This window comes from Luteibacter sp. HA06 (assembly GCF_054061215.1).
In genome coordinates, this window is sequence record NZ_JBSSDZ010000001.1 from 3179206 (window position 1) to 3197583 (window position 18378).

An 18378-nucleotide genomic window follows, 5' to 3' on the forward strand; every position below is an offset into this window, starting at 1 on the left:
ATCAATACGTGCTCTTGCCGGGGATGAGCGTGTCCTGCTTTTTCGCATCGCACACTGCGTACGAAAAACCCGGCTGGATGGCCCAGGCGCCGACATTTCCCTTCTTGTCCATGGCAAGGAAACCGACCTGAAGATCTTTCGCCTCGGGCTTGCGACGCAGGATGCGTTCAACCGCTTCGCGGCAGGCGTCTTCCGGCGAACGTCCCTGGCGCATGAGTTCCACCACGAGGAAGCTGCCGACGTTGCGGATCACTTCCTCGCCGACGCCAGTGGAAGTCGCGCCACCGATCTCGTTGTCCACGTACAAGCCGGCGCCGATGATGGGACTGTCGCCGACACGACCATGAATCTTCCAGGCCATGCCGCTGGTGGTGCAGGCACCGGAGAGGTTCCCCTTCGCGTCGATAGCGAGCATGCCGATGGTGTCGTGATTGCTCGCGTCACCCGGCGTGCCGCCCGGGCCCGCGTTGTACGTCTTGACCTCGCTGTTGGCCGACGGCTTGTACTTCGCCGTTTTCAGCCATTCATGCCAGGCCTTGTCGGATTCCGGCGTCAGGAGTTCTTCTCGCGGGAAGCCCTGCTCGATGGCGAACTGCATGGCGCCGTCACCGGCAAGCAGCACGTGTGGCGTGCGCTCCATCACCCGGCGCGCAACGGAAATCGGATGTGCTATGTGTTCCATCGCAGCGACGGCACCGCAGTTGCCGTGCTCGTCCATGATGCTGGCGTCCAGCGTGACCTTGCCGTCGCGGTCCGGGTAGCCGGCGCGGCCTACGCTGTGATTGCGCAGGTCCGCTTCGGGAACGCGCGCGCCCTGCTCTACCGCATCGAGCGCACGACCACCGCCTGACAGGACTTTCCACGCGGCCTGGTTGGCGGCGACACCGAAGTCCCAGGTGGAGCACACGCGCGGAATCGTCCCGCCCGTGGCGGTCGTTGGCCCGGCCGTGGCGAGGCCTTTAGCGGTCAAGGCCACCCCGGAGGCGATCGTCGCCCCTTGCAGGAATCGTCTGCGATCCATGGACTTCCTCGTTGATCGGCGCGACGCGTGCGCCGTCGCCGATGGTCGCACGCGGCAGGTGTAACGTGCCACCGCGCCGGATCCGCTGAGCAGAGAGCGCGCGGTCGTGGACCGATCGCGACAAGGTCGCGCCCAGGATCGTCAGCATCGCCAGCACGGCGAGGACGAGAAGAAGGATCGACCCTCGCGGCGAAGCGCGCCACGGTCTCATGGCATCATCGTCCGTCGCGACACCACGCGACTGAAATGCCGGCCGTCCCGCATCGTCAACACGACCTCGACAGCATGCACGCCGGTAGCGTGACGCTGCTGGAAAGGCTCGCGATCCACACGACCTGCGCCAGCAGGTACATCGGCGATGACCCTGAGCGACAACATTCCATCCACGTAAACGTCGCATTGCTCGACGCACCGACGTAGTTCGTCCGATACCAACCAGGCGACATCGCCCGCGATCAGGGCGGGTTCCCGGAATTCGCGCGCCATCGCCTTCTGCGGACAATCCCTCGCTTCGGTGCACATATGCCATTCCTCCACCTTCTCCAGGTCGCTCGCGATAGCGGCGAGTGCCAACCACGCCCTGTCCTCATCCCGACTAGTCACCAGATGCCGTTTGGTGGCGATTCCCGTCGCGGCGAGCGATATCGTGGCGACAGCGGCGACCATCGAGGCCACGCAGAGTCCTACCGTCAGTTCGATCAGGCTCGATCCGTCAGTTCTCAACGCTCGAGTGGCCATGCCAGCACCTCCGTTCCGCGCCATGTGATGTGGATGACGCACGTGTTCGAAGGGGCACAACGCACATTGCCTTCGGCCCCCGTTCCGAGGTGGCTTGCCAGCGCTTCGCGGAAGCGCCACATATCGTCTGCGGCCAGATCAGCGGCGGCACAGGACCGAACGCATGTGGCCGGGGGCGCCTGATTCAAATACGCACCCTGGTCGAAGCCAGTCGGGTTCGATCGCATCCTCGCCTCCAGGCTGGACGCGATGGCATCGACCGCCAGCAAGCGAGATACCCGGACGTCACCGAGCGTGCTGTGAATCACCCATGCGACCGTAGCAACACTGCCGATCGACAGGACCGACAAGGCGACGAGGGATTCGACCAGGGATGAGCCGCGAGTAGTCATGCTTCCACGGTGCTCCGGCGGAACCTTAGGTGCTGCCCGGCCTTTCGGCGTCGCGCGTGGTCGCGCAGATATGCCGATGGAGCGTCTCCGGACGCCAGACCCGTCGGCGATGACCGACACCACATGCAACGCCTGGCGCTCGGACGCGTAGGAGTTAGCCCCGCGATAAATACAGTTTACCTGTACAGTTTAACTTCCCGCCTGTTAAGCTCAAACCATGCCCAGAACCGTCCCCGCCCCGGCGCCTCCTTCCCTGGCCTCACTGGCTGCCGACCTGCGAATTTCAGGCGGCAAACTCGTTCGACGGCTCCGTGAGCAATCCCATCCGGGTGACTTCACTTCATCGCAGAAGTCGGTACTCCTGCGCCTCGATCGCGACGGCCCGGGAACCGTTTCCGCCCTGGCACGAGCAGAAGGCGTCCGCCCGCAGTCCATGCGGGTCACGGTCGCCAGCCTGGAAGCGCTCAAAGCCATAACGGGCAAGCCCGACCCTGGCGATGGCCGGCAGACCCTGGTCGACCTGACACCTGCTTTCCGCAAAACCCTCAAGGCGAGCCGGGCGGCCAAGGAAGACTGGCTGGTCCGTGCCCTTCAGTCGCAATTGTCGGCCGAGGAACAGGTCGAACTTGCCGCCGCCGTAAAACTGCTACAGCGCCTCACCGACTTCTGAATTCACACGCGCCTATCCAGGAAAAGCCATGCCATTGCTCGATCTCGCAGCCTGTTTCTTTGGTGGCGCCTTCTTCACGAACGCCATCCCCCACTTCGTCAGCGGCGTGACAGGCAGGGCCTTCCAGAGCCCGTTCGCGAAGCCCCACGGCGTTGGACTTTCGTCATCGACCATCAACGTCGCGTGGGGATTCTTCAACTTCGTCGTCGCCTATGTCCTCGTCCGCCGCGCCGGTGATTTCGACTGGAAAAACACGAGCGACGCCATCGCATTCGGGCTCGGTGTCCTGCTCATGGGCCTGCTTTCGGCGCGCCTCTTCGGACGCTTCCACGGCGGTGACAAATCGACACCGGCGTGAGTAACGCGCCGACGGGCATGTTTCGTTCGCTACGGAATCCCAATTACCGCATCTGGGCGGCTGGTGCGCTGGTTTCGAACATCGGCACATGGATGCAGCGCACGGCCCAGGACTGGCTGGTACTGACAAAGCTGACGCACCACAGCGCAGCAGCTGTCGGCACGGTCATGGCGCTGCAGTTCGGGCCGCAGCTCCTGCTGCTGCCCTGGACCGGCTTCGCCGCCGATCACTACAACCAACGCAAGCTCCTGATGGCGACACAGGCAACCATGGGCGGCCTTGCCCTGGGCCTCGGCGTGCTTACCGTGACCGGCGTCGTCCAGCTCTGGCACGTCTACGCATTCGCCTTCCTGTTCGGCTGCGCCGCATCATTCGACGCACCCGTGCGCCAGACCTTCGTCACGGAACTGGTCGGCGATGCGGACCTGCACAACGCCGTGGCGCTCAACTCGACCTCCTTCAACGCAGCACGGATGATCGGGCCGGCGGTGGCCGGCCTGGTCATCGCCGGCGTGGGTATCGGCTGGGCCTTCCTGTTCAACGGCGCCAGCTTCGTCGCCGTCCTGGCGTCACTGCTCCTGCTCCGCACCAACGGCCTGCAGGGCAACGCGCGGGCGCATCGTACCAAGGGCAGTCTCACAGAAGGATTCCGCTATGTCTGGCACCGGCCAGACCTCAAGGCGATCCTGATCATGCTTTTCCTTATCGGAACGTTCGGCCTCAACTTTCCGATCTTCATTTCGACGATGGCCGTCGGCGTCTTCCACAGCGACGCCCGCGGCTATGGCCTGCTGTCTTCAATCATGGCCATCGGCACGTTGTCCGGCGCATTGCTGGCAGCGGGACGCGACCGCCCGCGATTCGCCTCGTTGCTGTTCGGCGCGGTGGTCTTCGGCGTCGGCTGCACCCTCGCGGCACTTGCCCCGACCTATTGGCTGTTCGCTGCCGCACTGGTGGTGATCGGCGTGGCCGCGCTGACCCTGACCAACACCACCAACAGCCTGATGCAGTTATCGACCGAGCCCGCCATGCGAGGACGCGTGATGGCGTTACGGGTCGCAGTAGCTCTCGGCGGAACTCCCATCGGCGCACCGATCGTCGGCTGGGTCGCCGACCACCTCGGCCCACGCTGGGCCCTCGGCGTCGGCGCGGCTTCGGGTGTCGCCGCGGCGGGAGTGGTTTTAGTGGCGATGGGCCGGACGCGCGCCGCGCTGCGGTAAGAGCCGGCGGGTCTCACCCTCGGGGCCGGTAGGCAGGCGAGAGCTTCGGGTGGGTTCTTCGCGGATGACCGGGGCTTGGGCGCTCGCCTTCGGCCATGTGGGAGCCGCTTCAGCGGCGATGACCCGTTGGCCGCACACTTGGGCGTCTCGCGGGAGACCTTGATGCCCAGGCACCGAAGGCTCTGCGCCGCGATGTCCAGGCACCGAAGGCTCTGCGCACTACCCTCCAACCCCGAAGGCTCTGCGCCGCCACGTCCGGGCCCAGAGCATCGCCGATGAAGCGGCTCCCACACGAATCAGGCACAAAAAAACCCCGCATTCGCATGCGGGGTTTCAAGGCAACGCTGTCGAGGCGATTACGCCGCGATTTCGACGCCCGAAGCCTGCGCGCCCTTCGGGCCCGTAGTCACTTCGAATTGTACGCGCTGGCCTTCCTGCAGGCTGCGGAAGCCCTTGGAATTGATTGCAGAAAAGTGGACGAACACGTCCTCCCCACCGTCCTCAGGCGCGATGAAACCGAAACCCTTGGCGTCGTTGAACCACTTGACCGTACCGAAACGCATGCGGAAACCTCTGGACATGGATTGGAAGCGCCCCTGCGTTGGCGAGGCGTTCCCCATGGATCCCCTGTGCCTGCCCCCGCGGCGCAGGCGAAGTATCGACAAGTTTGCAGGCAAAGCGCAACTAAGACTATTTCCCAGTCAATCGCCGAAGATCAGCCCCCAGCGAGCAGTCGGCCGAGAATGGGTGGGACGTTTGCGGTCGCCGCGGCGAGGTGCGCGAAGATCTCCTCGATGCTGATTTCCGCCTCGTCGCCCGCGCCGGCCGCGTAATTCGCCACCAGTGCCAGGCAGGCGAATTCGAGATCCAGTTCACGCGCCAGCACTGCTTCAGGCATGCCTGTCATGCCGACCAGATCGCAGCCATCCCGTTTCATCCGGGCGATCTCCGCCCGCGTTTCCAGACGTGGTCCCTGCGTAATGCCGTGGCAGCCGCCGTCGATGATCGTCAGGCCTTCGGCTCGTGCGGCGGCCAGGATGGCCTGGCGCAGGCTCTCGGTATAGGGCTCGCTGAAGTCGATATGGCGAACCTCGGCCCCTTCGACATCATTGAAGCTGGTGTACCGGCCGTGGCTGTAGTCGATGATCTGGTCCGGCACCACCAGGGTGCGTGGTCCCATGTCGTCACGGATGCCGCCAACGGCATTGACAGCGACCACGCGGCGCGCGCCCAGCGAATGCAGCGCCCACAGGTTGGCCCGGTAGTTGACCCGATGCGGCGGTACCGTGTGGCTCTCGCCGTGCCGCGCGAGGAAGGCCAGGTGCCTGCCGCGGAAGTCGCCGGTGACGACGTCACCCGAGGCCGGTCCGAACGGCGTTTCCACCGCGTGCCGCCGGGTGTTCTCCAGCCCTTCGAACTGATACAGCCCACTACCGCCGATGACGGCCAGATCGATCGACATGGGTCAGTCCTTCAGTGCGTAGATGGCCGGCAGGTTACGTGCCTGCTCGTGATAGTCCATGCCGTAACCGAAGACATAGCGGTCCGGCAGGTCGACGCCGTTGAAATCGGCTTCGATGCCGTGGGCGCGGCGATCGTGCAGCTTGGTGCAGAGCACGGCCAACAGCACACGCGTAGCGCCCATGTCGATACAGGCATCGCGAACCGCCTTGAGGGTGTGGCCTTCGTCGAGGATGTCGTCGACGAGGATCACCGTGCGGCCCTTCAATGGCACCTCCGGGCGGCGCAGCCAGTGCAGTTCGCTGCCGCTGGTCTCGCCGCGGTAGCGCGTCGCGTGGGCGTAGTCGAATTCGAGATCGGCACGGATGGCAAAGGCCAGCTGGCCGGCGAAAATCAGCGCGCCGTGCATGACAGTGAGAAAGACCGGACGCTCGCCATCGAGGGCGTCGTCGATCTCGCGGCCCATGCGGGCAATTTCTTTATCGAGCTGTTCGCGATTGAACAGTACGTCGGCGTGCGCAAGCGCGTAGTCGAGCGAAGCGGTGGCAGTCATGAGTGGTTTACAGCTCCAGAGCGGTCACGCGCGCGATGAAACGATCGCGCTGGGGATTGGCGACGAGTCCTTCCCAGGTCGAGCCGATCGCCCCACGCAAGGGGGTGATCCGCTCGGCGAGCGACGGACGGCGGTCCTTGACCGCCGCGATCGCCTCGGGAACGACGTCGGGAAAACAGGCGAGCACGAGATCACAGCCCGCATCGAGGTTGGCGCTGACACGCGCGGCGATGCCGCCCACGCTGCCGGCCGCGGCCATGCTGATGTCGTCGCCGAACACGCAGCCGCGGAAGCCGAGCTCGCCGCGGAGGATCTCTTCGATCCACACGTGGGAGTAACCGGCGGGTTGATCGTCGACCGCCGTGTACTTCACATGGGCGGCCATGACGGCCTCGGCATGGGCGTCGATACCGGCCACGAAGGGCAGCAGGTCGGTGGTGAGGATGTCGTTCTTGCTGCGCGGATCGACGGCCACCGACGTGTGAGTGTCTTCCGAGACCGAGCCGTGGCCGGGGAAATGCTTCAGCACCGCAGCCATGCCACCCAGATGCATACCGCGCACATACGCCTGGGTCAATTCGGCGGCAATGACCGGGTTCGCGTGGAAGGCGCGGTCACCGATCGCCGCACTGCCGCGGTCGAGGTCGGCCACGGGCGCGAAGCTGAAGTCGACGCCAATCGCGCGCATTTCGCTGGCCATGATCCAGGCGTGCTCTTCAGCGCGGTTGATCGCCTCGTACGGCACGCTGTCGTAAAGCTTGCCAATGGACGCCAGCGGCGGGAGCCGGGTAAAGCCGTCGCGAAAACGCTGTACCCGGCCACCTTCCTGGTCGACGCACACGAGGAATTCCTCGCCGGCGACCTCACGCACCGAATCGATCATGGCGGTGAGCTGCTCGCGCGAGGCGAAGTTGCGCGAGAACAGGATGACGCCCGAGACGCCGTGCGCCGTGAGGCGCCCTTGCTCATGGGCTGCCAGTTCGGTACCGGATAGACCGATGATCAGCATGCTGCGTCCTCCTTCCCTTCCTTCTCGGCCACCGACCACATCGCGTAGGGCCGGTCGATCAGGTTCACGTTGAAATAGCGCACGTGCTCGCTCACTTCGGGCCCCAGCCAGTCCGGTATCGGGTAAGGGGCATCCGGGTGCGGCAGCTCCACTTCGGCGACGATTAGACCGGCGTTCGCGCCGAGGAATTCGTCGATCTCGAAGTGTGTACCGTCGAGCATGACATGGTGACGAATCTTCTCGAGGGAGCCGTCCGACAGATCAGCGAGAAGCCGCTCCGCATCGGTCACGGGAATCGGGTACTCGAATTCCTGGCGGGAAATGCCCAGCGTGGCCGACTTGATGTTCAGCCACGCGAGCTCACCCGATATCCGCACGCGCACCGAGCACTTCACTACCCCCGCCTGGATCGCCGCCGACCCGGACAGGTAGCCCTGGGCGATCCGCTCGCTGCGGACCACGATGGCGCGCCAGTCGTCGCTGGCGAGCAGGAACTTGCGTTCGATCTCGATACCCATGGGTCTCCCGGATGACTCAGCCGCGCTCGAACAGCGCGATGGATTCCACGTGCGCGGTGTGCGGGAACATGTCCATCACCCCCGCCGATACCAGTTTGAAACCGTGCTTCTGGACGAGGATACCCGCGTCCCGCGCCAGTGATCCCGGATGACACGACACGTAGACGATCCGATGCGTTCCCTTCCGGGGCAGGTACTCGAGAACCTTGTCGGCACCCGCCCGCGGCGGGTCGAGCAGGATCTTGTCCCAGGACTGGCTGGCCCACGGCGCCGAACGCTGGTCCTCGAACAGGTTGGCCACGCGGAACGACACGTTACCAAGGCCGTTGCGCGTCGCGTTGGCCGCGGCGCGCTCGACCAGGCCGTGCTCGCCCTCTACCCCCACGACCTCGGCCGCATGGCGTGCCATCGGCAGCGTGAAGTTACCGAGGCCGCAGAACAGGTCGAGTACCCGGTCGGTCGGTTGCAGGTCGAGCAGTTCCATGGTTCTGGCGAGCATGAGCTGGTTCATCCCCGCGTTTACCTGGATGAAGTCCAGCGGCAGAAACTCCAGCTCGACATCGTCGGCAGGCAAGGCGAAAGCAAGGCGCGGCGCCTCGGGCCAGATCGGATACACGCTGCTCCCGTTACCCGGCTGCAGGTACACGGCAAAGCCATGCTCCTGGCCGAATGCCACGAGCGCACTACGGTCACGATCGGACAGCTGCGCCATATGGCGAAACACCAGGGCAACCGTGTCATCGCCCGCCGCGAACTCGACTTGCGGAATATCGCGCGCCGCGTCCATCCCATCGATCAGGTTGGCCAGCAGGCCGACCTTGGGCCCGAGAGCCGGATGGATGACCTCACAGCGCTCGATGTCGGCGACGAGGCTGGTATTGGATTCGTCGCGGAAACCGACCAGCACGCGCCCCTTCTTGGCGACATAGCGCACGGAGAAGCGGCCCTTGCGCCGGTACGCCCATGGCTGGCCGGAAAGCGGCGGCAACCAGGACGCCGGCGTGACCTTGCCGAGACGTTCGAAGTTCTCGGCCAGCACGCGCTGCTTGGCAGCGATCTGCGCGACCGGATCCATGTGCTGCAGCGAGCAGCCGCTGCACTGACCGAAATGCTGGCACCGGGGCTCGACGCGATCAGGCGAAGCCTCGATCAACCGCACGACTTCGGCGTCGTCATAGTTGCGATGACGCTTCAGATACTTCAGCACGACCCGCTCGCCCAGCAGCGCGCCGGATACGAACGTGGCCTTGTTGTCGATGCGGGCGACGCCCCGGCCGTCGTGGCTGAGGTTGGTGATGGTGGCTTCGAGTTCGGTCATGCGCTCAAAAACGTAAAGCCCGGACGACGAAGGTCCGGGCTGACTGGGAGGGTGCCTCGCGAGGGCCTACTTGCGCTTCCACGCACCGGAGGCGTCCTGATAATACCAGCCCGACGGCGAACGCTGGACCCAACCCTCGGCAAAGGTCTTGCGGATCTGCCCCTCCCATTCCGGGTGGCCATTGGCTTGGGCAACTTCCCGATAAAGCGCGTCGCGGTCGCTGTTTTCCTGCCCGACAATGGCGTTGGCTGCCGACCGCTGGTCCAGCGGGAGGGAGTTCGCGTCGCGTACGGCGACCAGGCCGTTGGCCGTGAGCCCCACCGCCCCGCTATTGAACAACGCTGTGAGCTGCCCGCTGTAACGGGCCTTCATCCGCGCACGGATCGCATCGGTTTGCGGTGTACTGATCTGGATATTGGGCGCATCCGCCGCCTGCGCGGAGGGGATCACCAGGTCCAGCAAGGATGCCGACGGTTGCTTGCCCGGGATCGGCTTTGCCGGCGCCGCCGGAGCGGTCCCCTGGGCGGGTTGGGCAACACCGCTCTCGTCAAGCACGTTTCCGATGAACTGGTCCGCGGCCTTCTGCGCGGCCGCTTCCGGGAAATACACATTGACCGTGACGCAACCCACCAAGGCGATGGCCGCCGACGTCACTATTCCAACCAGTGCTTTACGCATCATTGTTAACTCCTTTTCTAATGATCATCGTACGACCGGACCGCTGCCCTCGGTGGCTGCCTGAAGGCGCCGCACCAGGGTCGGCCAGTCCACTTCACGTTGATGGCCGACCACGGTGAGGCGCGGCAGGCCGCTGCCCTCGACGATAGTGTAGCCATCGTTGGCGGCACCCAATCCACCCATGGCGCAGACATCGCCCTTGAGGACACACGTCAGGCCGATCCGCTTGTAGCCAAACGTCTTGAATATCTTCAGGACGGTTCCCTGCAACCCACCCGCCAGGCCGCCGCCGCCGACGGCAGTGAGGTTATTGACCGCCTTCTGGCTGATACGCCCGCCTTGGTCGGCGACGAAACTGGCCTTGAAGGCGGCCGGCTTCCAGGCGACAAGACGCAGCTCATCGAGCGCGCCATTGAGGCGGCCGGTGATGCTGCCGAAGTCGAAGACGGACGTGAGCAAGGCGAGGTCGAGCTGGCGCAGCGCGATATTCCCGGTGAGAATCGGAGCATCGCCAAAGGGTTGCGATACAGTCATGCGTGTGATGTCAACAAACCCGTCGAACACATTGAGGGATAGACCGCCGCCCATCTCGACGCGGTCGTCCACATAGCGCAGGGAGGGAACGGCACCACCCACCGTTCCCTTGAACGCCGGCCAGCCGAGCGCACGACAGAGGGCGGCCATGTCGATCTGAGTCAGGGCCAGGGAGGTCTGCAGGCGCTCCCCGGTGGCGGCAGCCGGCTTCCACGCGAGACTCTGCACCCGGAACTGGCCGTCGAGCACGGGGATGGCAAGCGGCTTCTCCAGCGTCAGTGCGCCACCACGACTACGCCAACTGCCTTCCGCAGCGCCATTGGGAATCCGATAAACCTGCAGGGCCCGCCACCCGAGCTTCGTCGCCGGGCGATCACCCTTGACACTCCAGTCCAGTGCTCCACGCAACCCCGTTACCCCAAGGCGTCCCTGGGAGGCCGACAGGTCGAGACCGTCCGTCTGTACAGCGAATGCCGTCGGGCCACTTCCGTCCAGGCTGAAGCTACCGCTGACTTCGCCCCTGCCCACGAGTCCGTCGATGCCCAGGCTCCGCAGCCAGCCCTTGCCGTAACGGTCGTAAACGGCTGGGAAACGCGCACTGAATCGACTCAGCTGCAGCTGCGTGAGATCGCCGTTTGCGGTGAATCCGAGCTCGCCCTCCAGTTGCAGCGCATCCGGGTCCGTAACGCGCAGTCGCGGTATCGACAGGACGCCCTTCTGGGAGCGCGCGCTCATCGACAGTTGAACGGGATGCGGGGGTAGCGCGGCGTAAAGCGGACCCAGGAGGATTTCACCGCCCCGGAGGCTGGCATCGAGATCGATCGACGTGCTTCCGGAACGGCTGTCGATGCCCAGGCGGCCGCTTCCGGAGAGCTTCTGTCCAGCGAGCTTGCCGCCCGGGCTATCGAAACCTGTCCCGTCGAGCGCGAACTGACCAGCCGCCTGAAGACCTTCGTTGAAGAGATCCAGCGCCAGATCGGCATCCACGCGACCCGTCGTCGTACGTCCCGTCCACACCGTGGACAGCAGGCCGTTGAGCCAGCCGGCGGGCAAGCCCTTGAGTGTTATCTGGGCATGGGTGGTCTGATCCATCGGCAAGGCGATCTTTGCGCTCGCCTTGTCCTGGGTCACTGAAAGCTCGAGGGTATTGGCCGACTCATCGGCGACCATGTGCAAACGCGCATTGGTCAGGGCACCACCCGGGGCACCCTTCAGATGAAGCGCGCCGTCGAACACCCAGCGCCCGAGTTCGTCGCGGTCAAGGGCCCCATCCAGGGCGAGACCCAATTTTCGCCAGCCCATCGCTGGAATATCAGCGCGATCGGCTGACAGTGTGAGCTGCAATCCTTGTCCGTCCGGCGCCGAATTTATGTCGGCCTGCATCCCGGCCATATCGACGCCGGGGACAGTAAGGCTGTCCGCGCCCACGGAAACGCCCGCGCGCACGCTCCCCGCCCCGGCGAACAAGGCGCAGGCAAGAAGGGCGAGCGTGAGGGAACGGGTTGATACGGCAAGCATGCTCGGCCATTCTGCCAAACTCAGATGAACGACACGGAACGTTGCATGCCAGATCGCCCTTTTCCCTTGTTACTCGTAGCCGACGACGACCCCTCCACCCGCGAATTTCTCAGGGGCGCGCTCACCGGTATGGGTTACGTCGTGACGCTTGCCTGCGATGGTGACGAGGCGCTCCGGTTTGCGCGCGCCACGCGCTTCGACGCCCTGCTGCTGGATTGCCGCATGCCCTCCGGCGGCGCCGTCGATGTCCTGGCCGCCTTGCGCGCGGATCCGGCCGCCGGGTCTTACGATGCCGTGGCGATGGCCACGAGCGCGGAAGTACCCGCCGAGCTGCGAAAGACACTGCTCGATGCCGGGTTCGACTGCGTCATCGAAAAACCCTGCCAGATCGCGTCCCTCTCCTACGCACTCGGTGCCACCCTTGGCGTGAGGGGGGATGCAGCCGTCCTCGACGACGAAGAGGCCCTGCGCGCTGCTGGCGACCTCTCAACCGTGCATGCTTTACGCGAGCTGTTTCGCGACGAGTTGCGCCAGTTCCTGAAAGACCTCGAATGGCTCTCGAACGACCCTCGGCAGCTCATCGAACGCCTCCACCGGCTGCGCTCAGCCTGTGGATTCTGCGGCGCAGGGCGATTGGCCGCGCAGGCGAAGGTCCTTCAGAGCCACCTGATGGAAACGCAATGGGTATCGCCCAGTGCCCTGTGCTGCTTCCGCTGGGAACTCGAGAGCACGCTGGCGGCTCTAGCGTAAGACGCGCCAGGCCTTGAGTTCGCCACCGCCGAGATGGAAGGTAATCACGTGCCGCATCATGCGGCGCAGTGAGGAAAGTCCGGCGGTATCCGGCGGCGTGTCCGCCGCGAGGGCTAGCAGGTCGATACCACGAATGGCACGCTGGTCGCCTATCCGCCCTGGCAACACACCCGACTCCGGGTCGTAGAAATAAACCAGGGACGGGTCTACCGGTGAGCCATCGATCGCGTCGATGTCGAGCTGCAACCCGTAGCCCAGAGCATCGAGCATGTCGCGTTCGAAGCGTCGCAGGGTCCACGCCAGCGGCTCGCCCGACGCCATGCGCCGCAGGGTGCGGTCGTAGAACGCGAACAGCTCGGGATTCGCATCCTGACGGCCCGTCAGCCTGACCACCAGCTCGTTGAGATAAAGACCGGCAAGACCGGCGTCGCCCGTCAGGCGAAGCACCGCACCCGACGGCTCGGCGCTGCGCAACGTGGCGAGTTCGCCCTTCATCAGCAGGTCGAGTTCAACGCGCTGGAAAGGCTCGAGCTGTGCCCGCTGGGTACGGGCACCTTCCCGCCTCACGCCACGGGCCACCACGCCAATGCGGCCATGATCACGCGTCAGGCATTCGGCCAGCATCGAGGTTTCCCGATAGGGCCGGGCATGCAGGATGAAAGCAGGCTGCTGTTCGACGCGCATGTTGGCTCGCGCCCGGTGGCTTATTCGTAACCGAAACGCTTGAGCAGGTTCTCGTCGTCGGCCCAGCCCTCACGAACCTTGACCCAGAGCTTCAGGAACACCTTGCGCTCGAACATGGTTTCCATTGCCTTGCGCGCCGAGGTGCCAATGGCCTTGAGCTGGGCGCCACCCTCACCGATGACGATGGCTTTCTGGCCGTCGCGCTCGACCCAGATCACCGCATGCACTTCGGCAATGCCGTCGGGACGATCCTGGAACGCTTCGATCTCCACCGTGGTGGCGTACGGCAGCTCCTGGTTGAGGCGCAGCATGAGCTGCTCACGAACCATCTCCGAGGCAAGGAAACGCTCGCTGCGGTCGGTGATTTCGTCCTCGGCGTAGATCGCTGGCTGCTCGGGAAGACGCTTCAGGATGCCCTTTTCGAGGCCCTCGAGGCCTTTCGACTTGAGCGCGCTGACGTAATACACATCGTCGAACGGATGCTTCTGCATCAGGTCGGCGACGAAGGGCAGCATGATGGTCTTGTCTTTCTGCAGGTCCACCTTGTTGATGGCCAGCAGCTTGGGCACGTCAGGCTGTTCGGCAAGTGCGGCATACATCGCGGCGTCTTCGTCGGTCCAGCGGCCTGCCTCGATGACCTGCACGGCCAGGTTGACCTCGGAAATGGCGGCCCGCGCCGCGCGATTGAGGCTGCGGTTCATGGCGCGCTTGCCACCGCGGTGGAGGCCGGGCGTATCGACATACAGGATCTGCCCGGTCGGCTTGGTGGAAATGCCGAGAATGCGGTGGCGCGTCGTCTGCGGACGATGGCTGACGATGCTGAGGCGCACGCCGATCATGGCGTTCAGCAGCGTGGACTTGCCGACGTTGGGACGACCCAGCAGCGCGACGTAGCCGCAGCGGAAGTCGTCGTCGACGAGGGTATCGTTGTCTTCGTGTGTATCGATGTCGTTCATGATTTCTTTTCCAGCAAGCGGCGCAGCACCGTTTCGGCAGCGTCCTGTTCGGCGGCGCGCCGGCTGCCCCCGCGTCCTTCGACGCGAATCGGTTCCGGTTCGTCGATCGTACAGCTGACGTCGAAGATCTTGGCGTGATCTTCGCCGTAGCTGTCGGTTAATTCATAAATGGGAAGGGGAAGCCCCCTGCCCTGCAGCCATTCCTGCAGCTTCGTCTTGGCGTCCTTGCTGGAGCGCTTGATCTCGGCCACGCGCGGCGTGAATAGCCGGCGCACGACCTGACGGCAGGCGTCGTAGCCGTCGTCGAAGTAGACCGCGGCGACCAGGGCCTCGAAGGCGTCGGCAAGAATGGAGTCGCGGCGGAAACCGCCGCTCTTGAGCTCGCCGGGCCCCAGTTTCAGGTCGTCGCCGAGTTCGAGCTCGCGTCCGATGACCGCCAGGGCCTGGCCGTTGACCAGCTGCGCACGGAGGCGAGAGAGCTCGCCTTCGCTCGCATTGGGGTGTGCCTCGAAAAGGAGCTCGGCGACGAGCGCACCCAGCAAGGCATCGCCCAGGAATTCCATCCGCTCGTTATTCGGCTTCCCGGCACTGCGGTGGGTCAGGGCCAGGGTCGCGAGACCAGGATCACGAAAGCGGTAAGGAAATTCCACGAAACCTCATTGCCCTACGGCACTTTTGAGCGGCACCGACTTCTCGAAATGGAGCAGGAAGGCGATGTTGTAGATGAACGGGATCACTTTGTCGTAAGCAACACGCAGGTTCGTCTGGTTGCCCAGGCGCTGGATGGTGACGTCCTTCGGTTTGATCGTCGAATCATCCACGTACTGGAAGCTCATCTTGAAGGCGAGCTGGCGGCGTGCCTGCTCGATATCTTCGTTGCCACCCTCGGTCGACATCTGGTTGAGCGCTTTCACGACGCCCATGTACTCGATGTAGGACGGCACCAGCTTCATCGCCATGAAGGCGAAGAAGCCAACAATGGCCAACATGATGATGAACCCGATAAGGGTAATACCCGACTGCCTGGATTTCATGTTCCGTCTCCGCCGCGCGTAGCGGCTCCCCTGTTCAAGACTTTAAATGCCAACGGGGCGCGCAAGGCGCCCCGCAGCGGAGATTACCTTGTCCGGGGCGTACCGCAACGCCTTGCAGCGTGACGGACGCCACCGTTCCGTCAATGGATGACCCTGCCCATCTTGCCGAAGTCGAACCAGCCGTTGCCGGGACCGCGCCACGCAAGCCAGACGAAGAAGGCCTTCCCGACGAGGTTCGCCTCGGGCATGCAGCCCCACCAGCGACTGTCCGTGCTGTTCATCCGGTTGTCGCCCATGACGATGTAGCAGCCCTTGGGCACTTCCGATGGCACCGCCGCGTTCGGGATGTCCTGCGGCATGTTGTAGGCCGGGGTCAGCGCGATCGTGTGGTTGATGCTACCCAGATGCTCGGTGTAGAGCTTCGAGCCGAAGGTCATCAGCAGCCGGTCTTCCACTCGCGTCATGCTGCCCTTGAAGGGACCGATTTCATCGGCACCCACGCGCTCGCCATTGATGTAGAGCTCGCTGCCGCGGGTTTCGATACGGTCGCCCGGCAGGCCGATCACGCGCTTGATCCAGTTTTCGCTGGGTACGGCGGCGTGTGGATCCTGGCAGGTGATGTCGCCGCTGCGGATGGTCTTGCCGTTTTCGTCCTGGCACACGTAGCCCGGGAAGCGGAACACGATCACATCACCGCGGCGGGGCTCGCCGTTCTCGACCAGCTTGTTGTTAAAGGCCGGCATGCGCAGGCCGTAGGCGAACTTGTTGACGAGGATGAAGTCGCCCACGTCAAGCGTCGGCATCATCGAACCCGACGGGATGCGGAACGGCTCGGCCACGAACGAGCGCAACAGGAGCACGACCAGGATCACCGGGAACAACGAGCGAGCCCAGTCGACCGGCCACGGCTCGGGCTGCTCGGCGCCGAGGGCTTCGGCGCGGGCGCGGCGCGCCTTGACCAGGAAAAGGCGATCGAACAGCCAGACCACACCGAACAGGACGGTCAGCCCGAGAAGAATCGCCGAGAAATCAAATGCCGCCATACCATCTCCATCAGTCGTGTCGAAGGGCCTTACGGCCCGGTCCGGCGCATCCGGCGCCGGCTTTCCATGTCGCTTTTACTTGTCCTGCCGCAGCACGGCGAGGAAGGCTTCCTGGGGAATTTCCACGCTGCCCACCTGCTTCATGCGCTTCTTGCCTTCCTTCTGCTTCTCGAGGAGCTTCTTCTTTCGCGACACGTCGCCGCCGTAGCACTTGGCGAGGACGTTCTTGCGCAGCGCCTTCACGGTCGAACGGGCGATGACCGCCGCACCGACGGCCGCCTGGATGGCGACATCGAACTGCTGGCGAGGAATGAGATCCTTCATCCGTTCGACAAGTTCCCGGCCACGCCGGTCGGCGTGCGAACGATGCACGATCAGGCTCAGCGCGTCCACGCGATCGCCGTTGATCAGGATATCGACGCGCACGAACGGACCTGGATCGAACCGCTCGAGGTGGTAGTCCATCGAGGCGTAGCCGCGGGACACCGACTTCAGGCGATCGAAGAAATCGAGGACCACTTCGGCCAGCGGCAGCTCGTAAGTCACCTGCACCTGTGTAGCCAGGTACTGGATGGACCGCTGCACGCCGCGCTTCTCTTCGCACAGCTTGATCACGTTGCCGACGTAATCGCCCGGCGTGAGGATGGTCGCGACGATGATCGGCTCGCGAATCTCGACGATCTGCTGCGGAGGCGGCAGCTTCGCCGGGTTGTCCATCTGCAGGACGGTGCCGTCGGTCTTGGCCACCTCGTACACCACGGTCGGCGCCGTGGTGATGAGGTTGAGATCGTATTCGCGCTCGAGGCGCTCCTGCACGATTTCCATGTGCAGCATGCCGAGGAAGCCGCAGCGGAAGCCGAAGCCCATCGCCTCGGAGCTCTCCGGCTCGAAGAACATGGCGGCGTCGTTGAGGCGCAGCTTGTCGAGCGCTTCGCGCAGGGCCGGGTAATCGTCGGCGGACACCGGGAACAGGCCTGCGAACACGCGAGGCTTCATGACCTGGAAGCCGGCCAGCGGCTCTGCCGCCGGTTTGCCGGCAAGGGTCAGGGTGTCGCCCACGGGAGCGCCATGAACGTCCTTGATCGATGCATTGATCCAGCCCACTTCCCCCGGGCCGAGGCGATCGAGTTTCTTGCGCTTGGGCGTGAATACGCCGACGTCGTCGACCAGGTGCGAGCGGCCGGTGGACATGACAAGGATCTTGTCGCCCGCACGAATCTCGCCCTGCATTACACGTACCAGGGACACCACGCCGAGATAGTTGTCGAACCAGGAGTCGATGATCAGCGCCTGCAGTTTGTCGGTGTTACCCGGCTTCGGCGCAGGAATGCGATGGATGATCGCCTCGAGAACTTCGATGACGTTCTGGCCAGTCTTCGCGCTGACCGGAATCGCGTCAGTGGCGTCGAGCCCGATCACGGCCTCGATCTCGGCCTTGGCCTTTTCGACGTCCGCGGTGGGCAGGTCGATCTTGTTGATGACCGGAATGACTTCCAGGCCCTGCTCGATCGCCGTGTAGCAGTTAGCCACCGATTGCGCCTCGACACCCTGGGCCGCATCGACCACCAGCAGCGCGCCTTCGCAGGCGGACAGCGAACGGCTGACTTCGTAGGAGAAGTCGACATGCCCGGGGGTATCGATGAAATTGAGCTGATAGGTCTTGCCGTCGCGCGCCGTGTAAGGCAGCGAAACCGACTGCGCCTTGATGGTGATACCACGCTCGCGTTCGATGGGATTGTTGTCGAGGACCTGCGCTTCCATTTCGCGCTCGGTCAGTCCCCCGCACAACTGGATGATGCGATCGGCCAGGGTCGACTTGCCGTGGTCGATGTGGGCAATGATGGAGAAGTTGCGGATGAGTTCCATGGAGCGCCGTGGTCACGTTCACCATCGCTCGCGGCGCGAACGACGCGCGCCAGCCCT

The 18378-nt window shown here is 64.3% G+C and carries 22 protein-coding genes; 4 read left to right on the forward strand and 18 right to left on the reverse strand.

Annotation, left to right across the window (positions count from 1 at the left end; genetic code table 11):
• Position 1: 1 nt before the first annotated feature.
• Genes ACVWWJ_RS14640 through ACVWWJ_RS14655 form a run of 4 tightly spaced genes read right to left on the reverse strand, consistent with a single transcriptional unit; the run spans position 2 to position 2151 of the window.
• On the reverse strand, positions 2 to 1021 hold the full coding sequence (locus ACVWWJ_RS14640; protein WP_456968452.1) for a N(4)-(beta-N-acetylglucosaminyl)-L-asparaginase: 1020 nt from the start codon (positions 1019 to 1021) through the stop codon (positions 2 to 4).
• Positions 960 to 1232 carry a hypothetical protein gene (locus ACVWWJ_RS14645; protein WP_456968453.1) on the reverse strand — a complete coding sequence of 91 codons (273 nt, stop codon included), beginning with the start codon at positions 1230 to 1232 and terminating at the stop codon, positions 960 to 962. The genes ACVWWJ_RS14640 and ACVWWJ_RS14645 overlap by 62 nt, the downstream gene beginning before the upstream one ends.
• Positions 1229 to 1759, reverse strand: coding sequence for a hypothetical protein (locus ACVWWJ_RS14650; protein ID WP_456968454.1), 531 nt, complete (start codon positions 1757 to 1759; stop codon positions 1229 to 1231). Before ACVWWJ_RS14650 ends, ACVWWJ_RS14645 begins: the two co-directional genes overlap by 4 nt.
• Entirely contained in the window at positions 1741 to 2151 is a 411-nt protein-coding gene (locus tag ACVWWJ_RS14655) for a type IV pilus modification PilV family protein (protein ID WP_456968455.1), read from the reverse strand. The genes ACVWWJ_RS14650 and ACVWWJ_RS14655 overlap by 19 nt, the downstream gene beginning before the upstream one ends.
• 217 nt (positions 2152 to 2368) lie before the next feature.
• On the opposite strand from ACVWWJ_RS14655, the gene ACVWWJ_RS14660 reads away from it, so the two are divergent.
• From ACVWWJ_RS14660 to ACVWWJ_RS14670, 3 genes are read left to right on the forward strand one after another with little or no spacing between them, the layout of a single operon-like run.
• The gene (locus tag ACVWWJ_RS14660; RefSeq protein WP_456968456.1) at positions 2369 to 2821 is read left to right on the forward strand and encodes a MarR family winged helix-turn-helix transcriptional regulator; all 453 of its coding nucleotides are present in this window, start codon (positions 2369 to 2371) and stop codon (positions 2819 to 2821) included.
• Positions 2822 to 2849: 28 nt separating this feature from the next.
• On the forward strand, positions 2850 to 3179 hold the full coding sequence (locus ACVWWJ_RS14665) for a hypothetical protein (protein ID WP_456968457.1): 330 nt from the start codon (positions 2850 to 2852) through the stop codon (positions 3177 to 3179).
• 17 nt (positions 3180 to 3196) lie between these two features.
• Positions 3197 to 4399 (forward strand): MFS transporter, encoded by a 1203-nt coding sequence (locus ACVWWJ_RS14670; RefSeq protein ID WP_456968458.1) that lies wholly within the window; start codon positions 3197 to 3199, stop codon positions 4397 to 4399.
• Between the two features lie 356 nt (positions 4400 to 4755).
• Here the strand turns inward: ACVWWJ_RS14670 and ACVWWJ_RS14675 are convergent, their stop codons facing one another.
• The 8 genes from ACVWWJ_RS14675 to ACVWWJ_RS14710 form a co-directional block, all read right to left on the reverse strand.
• Complete coding sequence (locus tag ACVWWJ_RS14675; RefSeq protein ID WP_063573812.1) at positions 4756 to 4962, reverse strand: cold-shock protein; 207 nt, start codon at positions 4960 to 4962, stop codon at positions 4756 to 4758.
• Positions 4963 to 5114: 152 nt separating this feature from the next.
• A complete protein-coding gene (locus tag ACVWWJ_RS14680) occupies positions 5115 to 5861 on the reverse strand; it encodes an S-methyl-5'-thioinosine phosphorylase (protein WP_456968459.1) in 747 nt (248 codons plus the stop codon).
• A 3-nt stretch (positions 5862 to 5864) separates the two neighbouring features.
• Entirely contained in the window at positions 5865 to 6413 is a 549-nt protein-coding gene (locus ACVWWJ_RS14685) for a hypoxanthine-guanine phosphoribosyltransferase (protein WP_456968460.1), read from the reverse strand.
• Positions 6414 to 6420: 7 nt separating this feature from the next.
• A complete protein-coding gene (gene nagZ, locus ACVWWJ_RS14690; protein WP_456968461.1) occupies positions 6421 to 7422 on the reverse strand; it encodes a beta-N-acetylhexosaminidase in 1002 nt (333 codons plus the stop codon).
• On the reverse strand, positions 7416 to 7940 hold the full coding sequence (locus ACVWWJ_RS14695; protein WP_456968462.1) for a CYTH domain-containing protein: 525 nt from the start codon (positions 7938 to 7940) through the stop codon (positions 7416 to 7418). Before ACVWWJ_RS14695 ends, nagZ begins: the two co-directional genes overlap by 7 nt.
• Before the next feature lie 16 nt (positions 7941 to 7956).
• The gene (gene rlmD / locus ACVWWJ_RS14700; RefSeq protein ID WP_456968463.1) at positions 7957 to 9258 is read right to left on the reverse strand and encodes a 23S rRNA (uracil(1939)-C(5))-methyltransferase RlmD; all 1302 of its coding nucleotides are present in this window, start codon (positions 9256 to 9258) and stop codon (positions 7957 to 7959) included.
• A gap of 66 nt (positions 9259 to 9324) precedes the next feature.
• Entirely contained in the window at positions 9325 to 9939 is a 615-nt protein-coding gene (locus ACVWWJ_RS14705; RefSeq protein WP_456968464.1) for a YdbL family protein, read from the reverse strand.
• A gap of 21 nt (positions 9940 to 9960) precedes the next feature.
• Positions 9961 to 11988: a hypothetical protein gene (locus tag ACVWWJ_RS14710; protein WP_456968465.1), complete on the reverse strand. Its 2028-nt coding sequence runs from the start codon at positions 11986 to 11988 to the stop codon at positions 9961 to 9963.
• A 45-nt stretch (positions 11989 to 12033) separates the two neighbouring features.
• Here ACVWWJ_RS14710 and ACVWWJ_RS14715 point away from each other — a divergent pair, with 45 nt between their 5' ends.
• The gene (locus ACVWWJ_RS14715) at positions 12034 to 12738 is read left to right on the forward strand and encodes a response regulator (RefSeq protein WP_159896654.1); all 705 of its coding nucleotides are present in this window, start codon (positions 12034 to 12036) and stop codon (positions 12736 to 12738) included.
• On the opposite strand, the gene recO is transcribed toward ACVWWJ_RS14715, so the two are convergent.
• From recO to lepA, 6 genes are all read right to left on the reverse strand, one after another.
• Positions 12730 to 13422 carry a DNA repair protein RecO gene (gene recO / locus ACVWWJ_RS14720; protein WP_159896652.1) on the reverse strand — a complete coding sequence of 231 codons (693 nt, stop codon included), beginning with the start codon at positions 13420 to 13422 and terminating at the stop codon, positions 12730 to 12732. The two genes, ACVWWJ_RS14715 and recO, sit on opposite strands and share 9 nt — an antisense overlap.
• Before the next feature lie 20 nt (positions 13423 to 13442).
• Positions 13443 to 14378, reverse strand: coding sequence for a GTPase Era (gene era / locus ACVWWJ_RS14725; RefSeq protein WP_456968466.1), 936 nt, complete (start codon positions 14376 to 14378; stop codon positions 13443 to 13445).
• A complete protein-coding gene (gene rnc / locus ACVWWJ_RS14730; RefSeq protein WP_159896648.1) occupies positions 14375 to 15028 on the reverse strand; it encodes a ribonuclease III in 654 nt (217 codons plus the stop codon). The genes era and rnc overlap by 4 nt, the downstream gene beginning before the upstream one ends.
• Positions 15029 to 15034: 6 nt before the next feature.
• Positions 15035 to 15412, reverse strand: a complete 378-nt coding sequence (locus ACVWWJ_RS14735) for a DUF4845 domain-containing protein (protein WP_159896646.1) — start codon at positions 15410 to 15412, stop codon at positions 15035 to 15037.
• 140 nt (positions 15413 to 15552) lie between these two features.
• Positions 15553 to 16455 (reverse strand): signal peptidase I, encoded by a 903-nt coding sequence (lepB, locus tag ACVWWJ_RS14740; protein WP_159896644.1) that lies wholly within the window; start codon positions 16453 to 16455, stop codon positions 15553 to 15555.
• Between the two features lie 75 nt (positions 16456 to 16530).
• Positions 16531 to 18321 carry a translation elongation factor 4 gene (gene lepA, locus ACVWWJ_RS14745; protein WP_456968467.1) on the reverse strand — a complete coding sequence of 597 codons (1791 nt, stop codon included), beginning with the start codon at positions 18319 to 18321 and terminating at the stop codon, positions 16531 to 16533.
• Positions 18322 to 18378 lie beyond the last annotated feature (57 nt).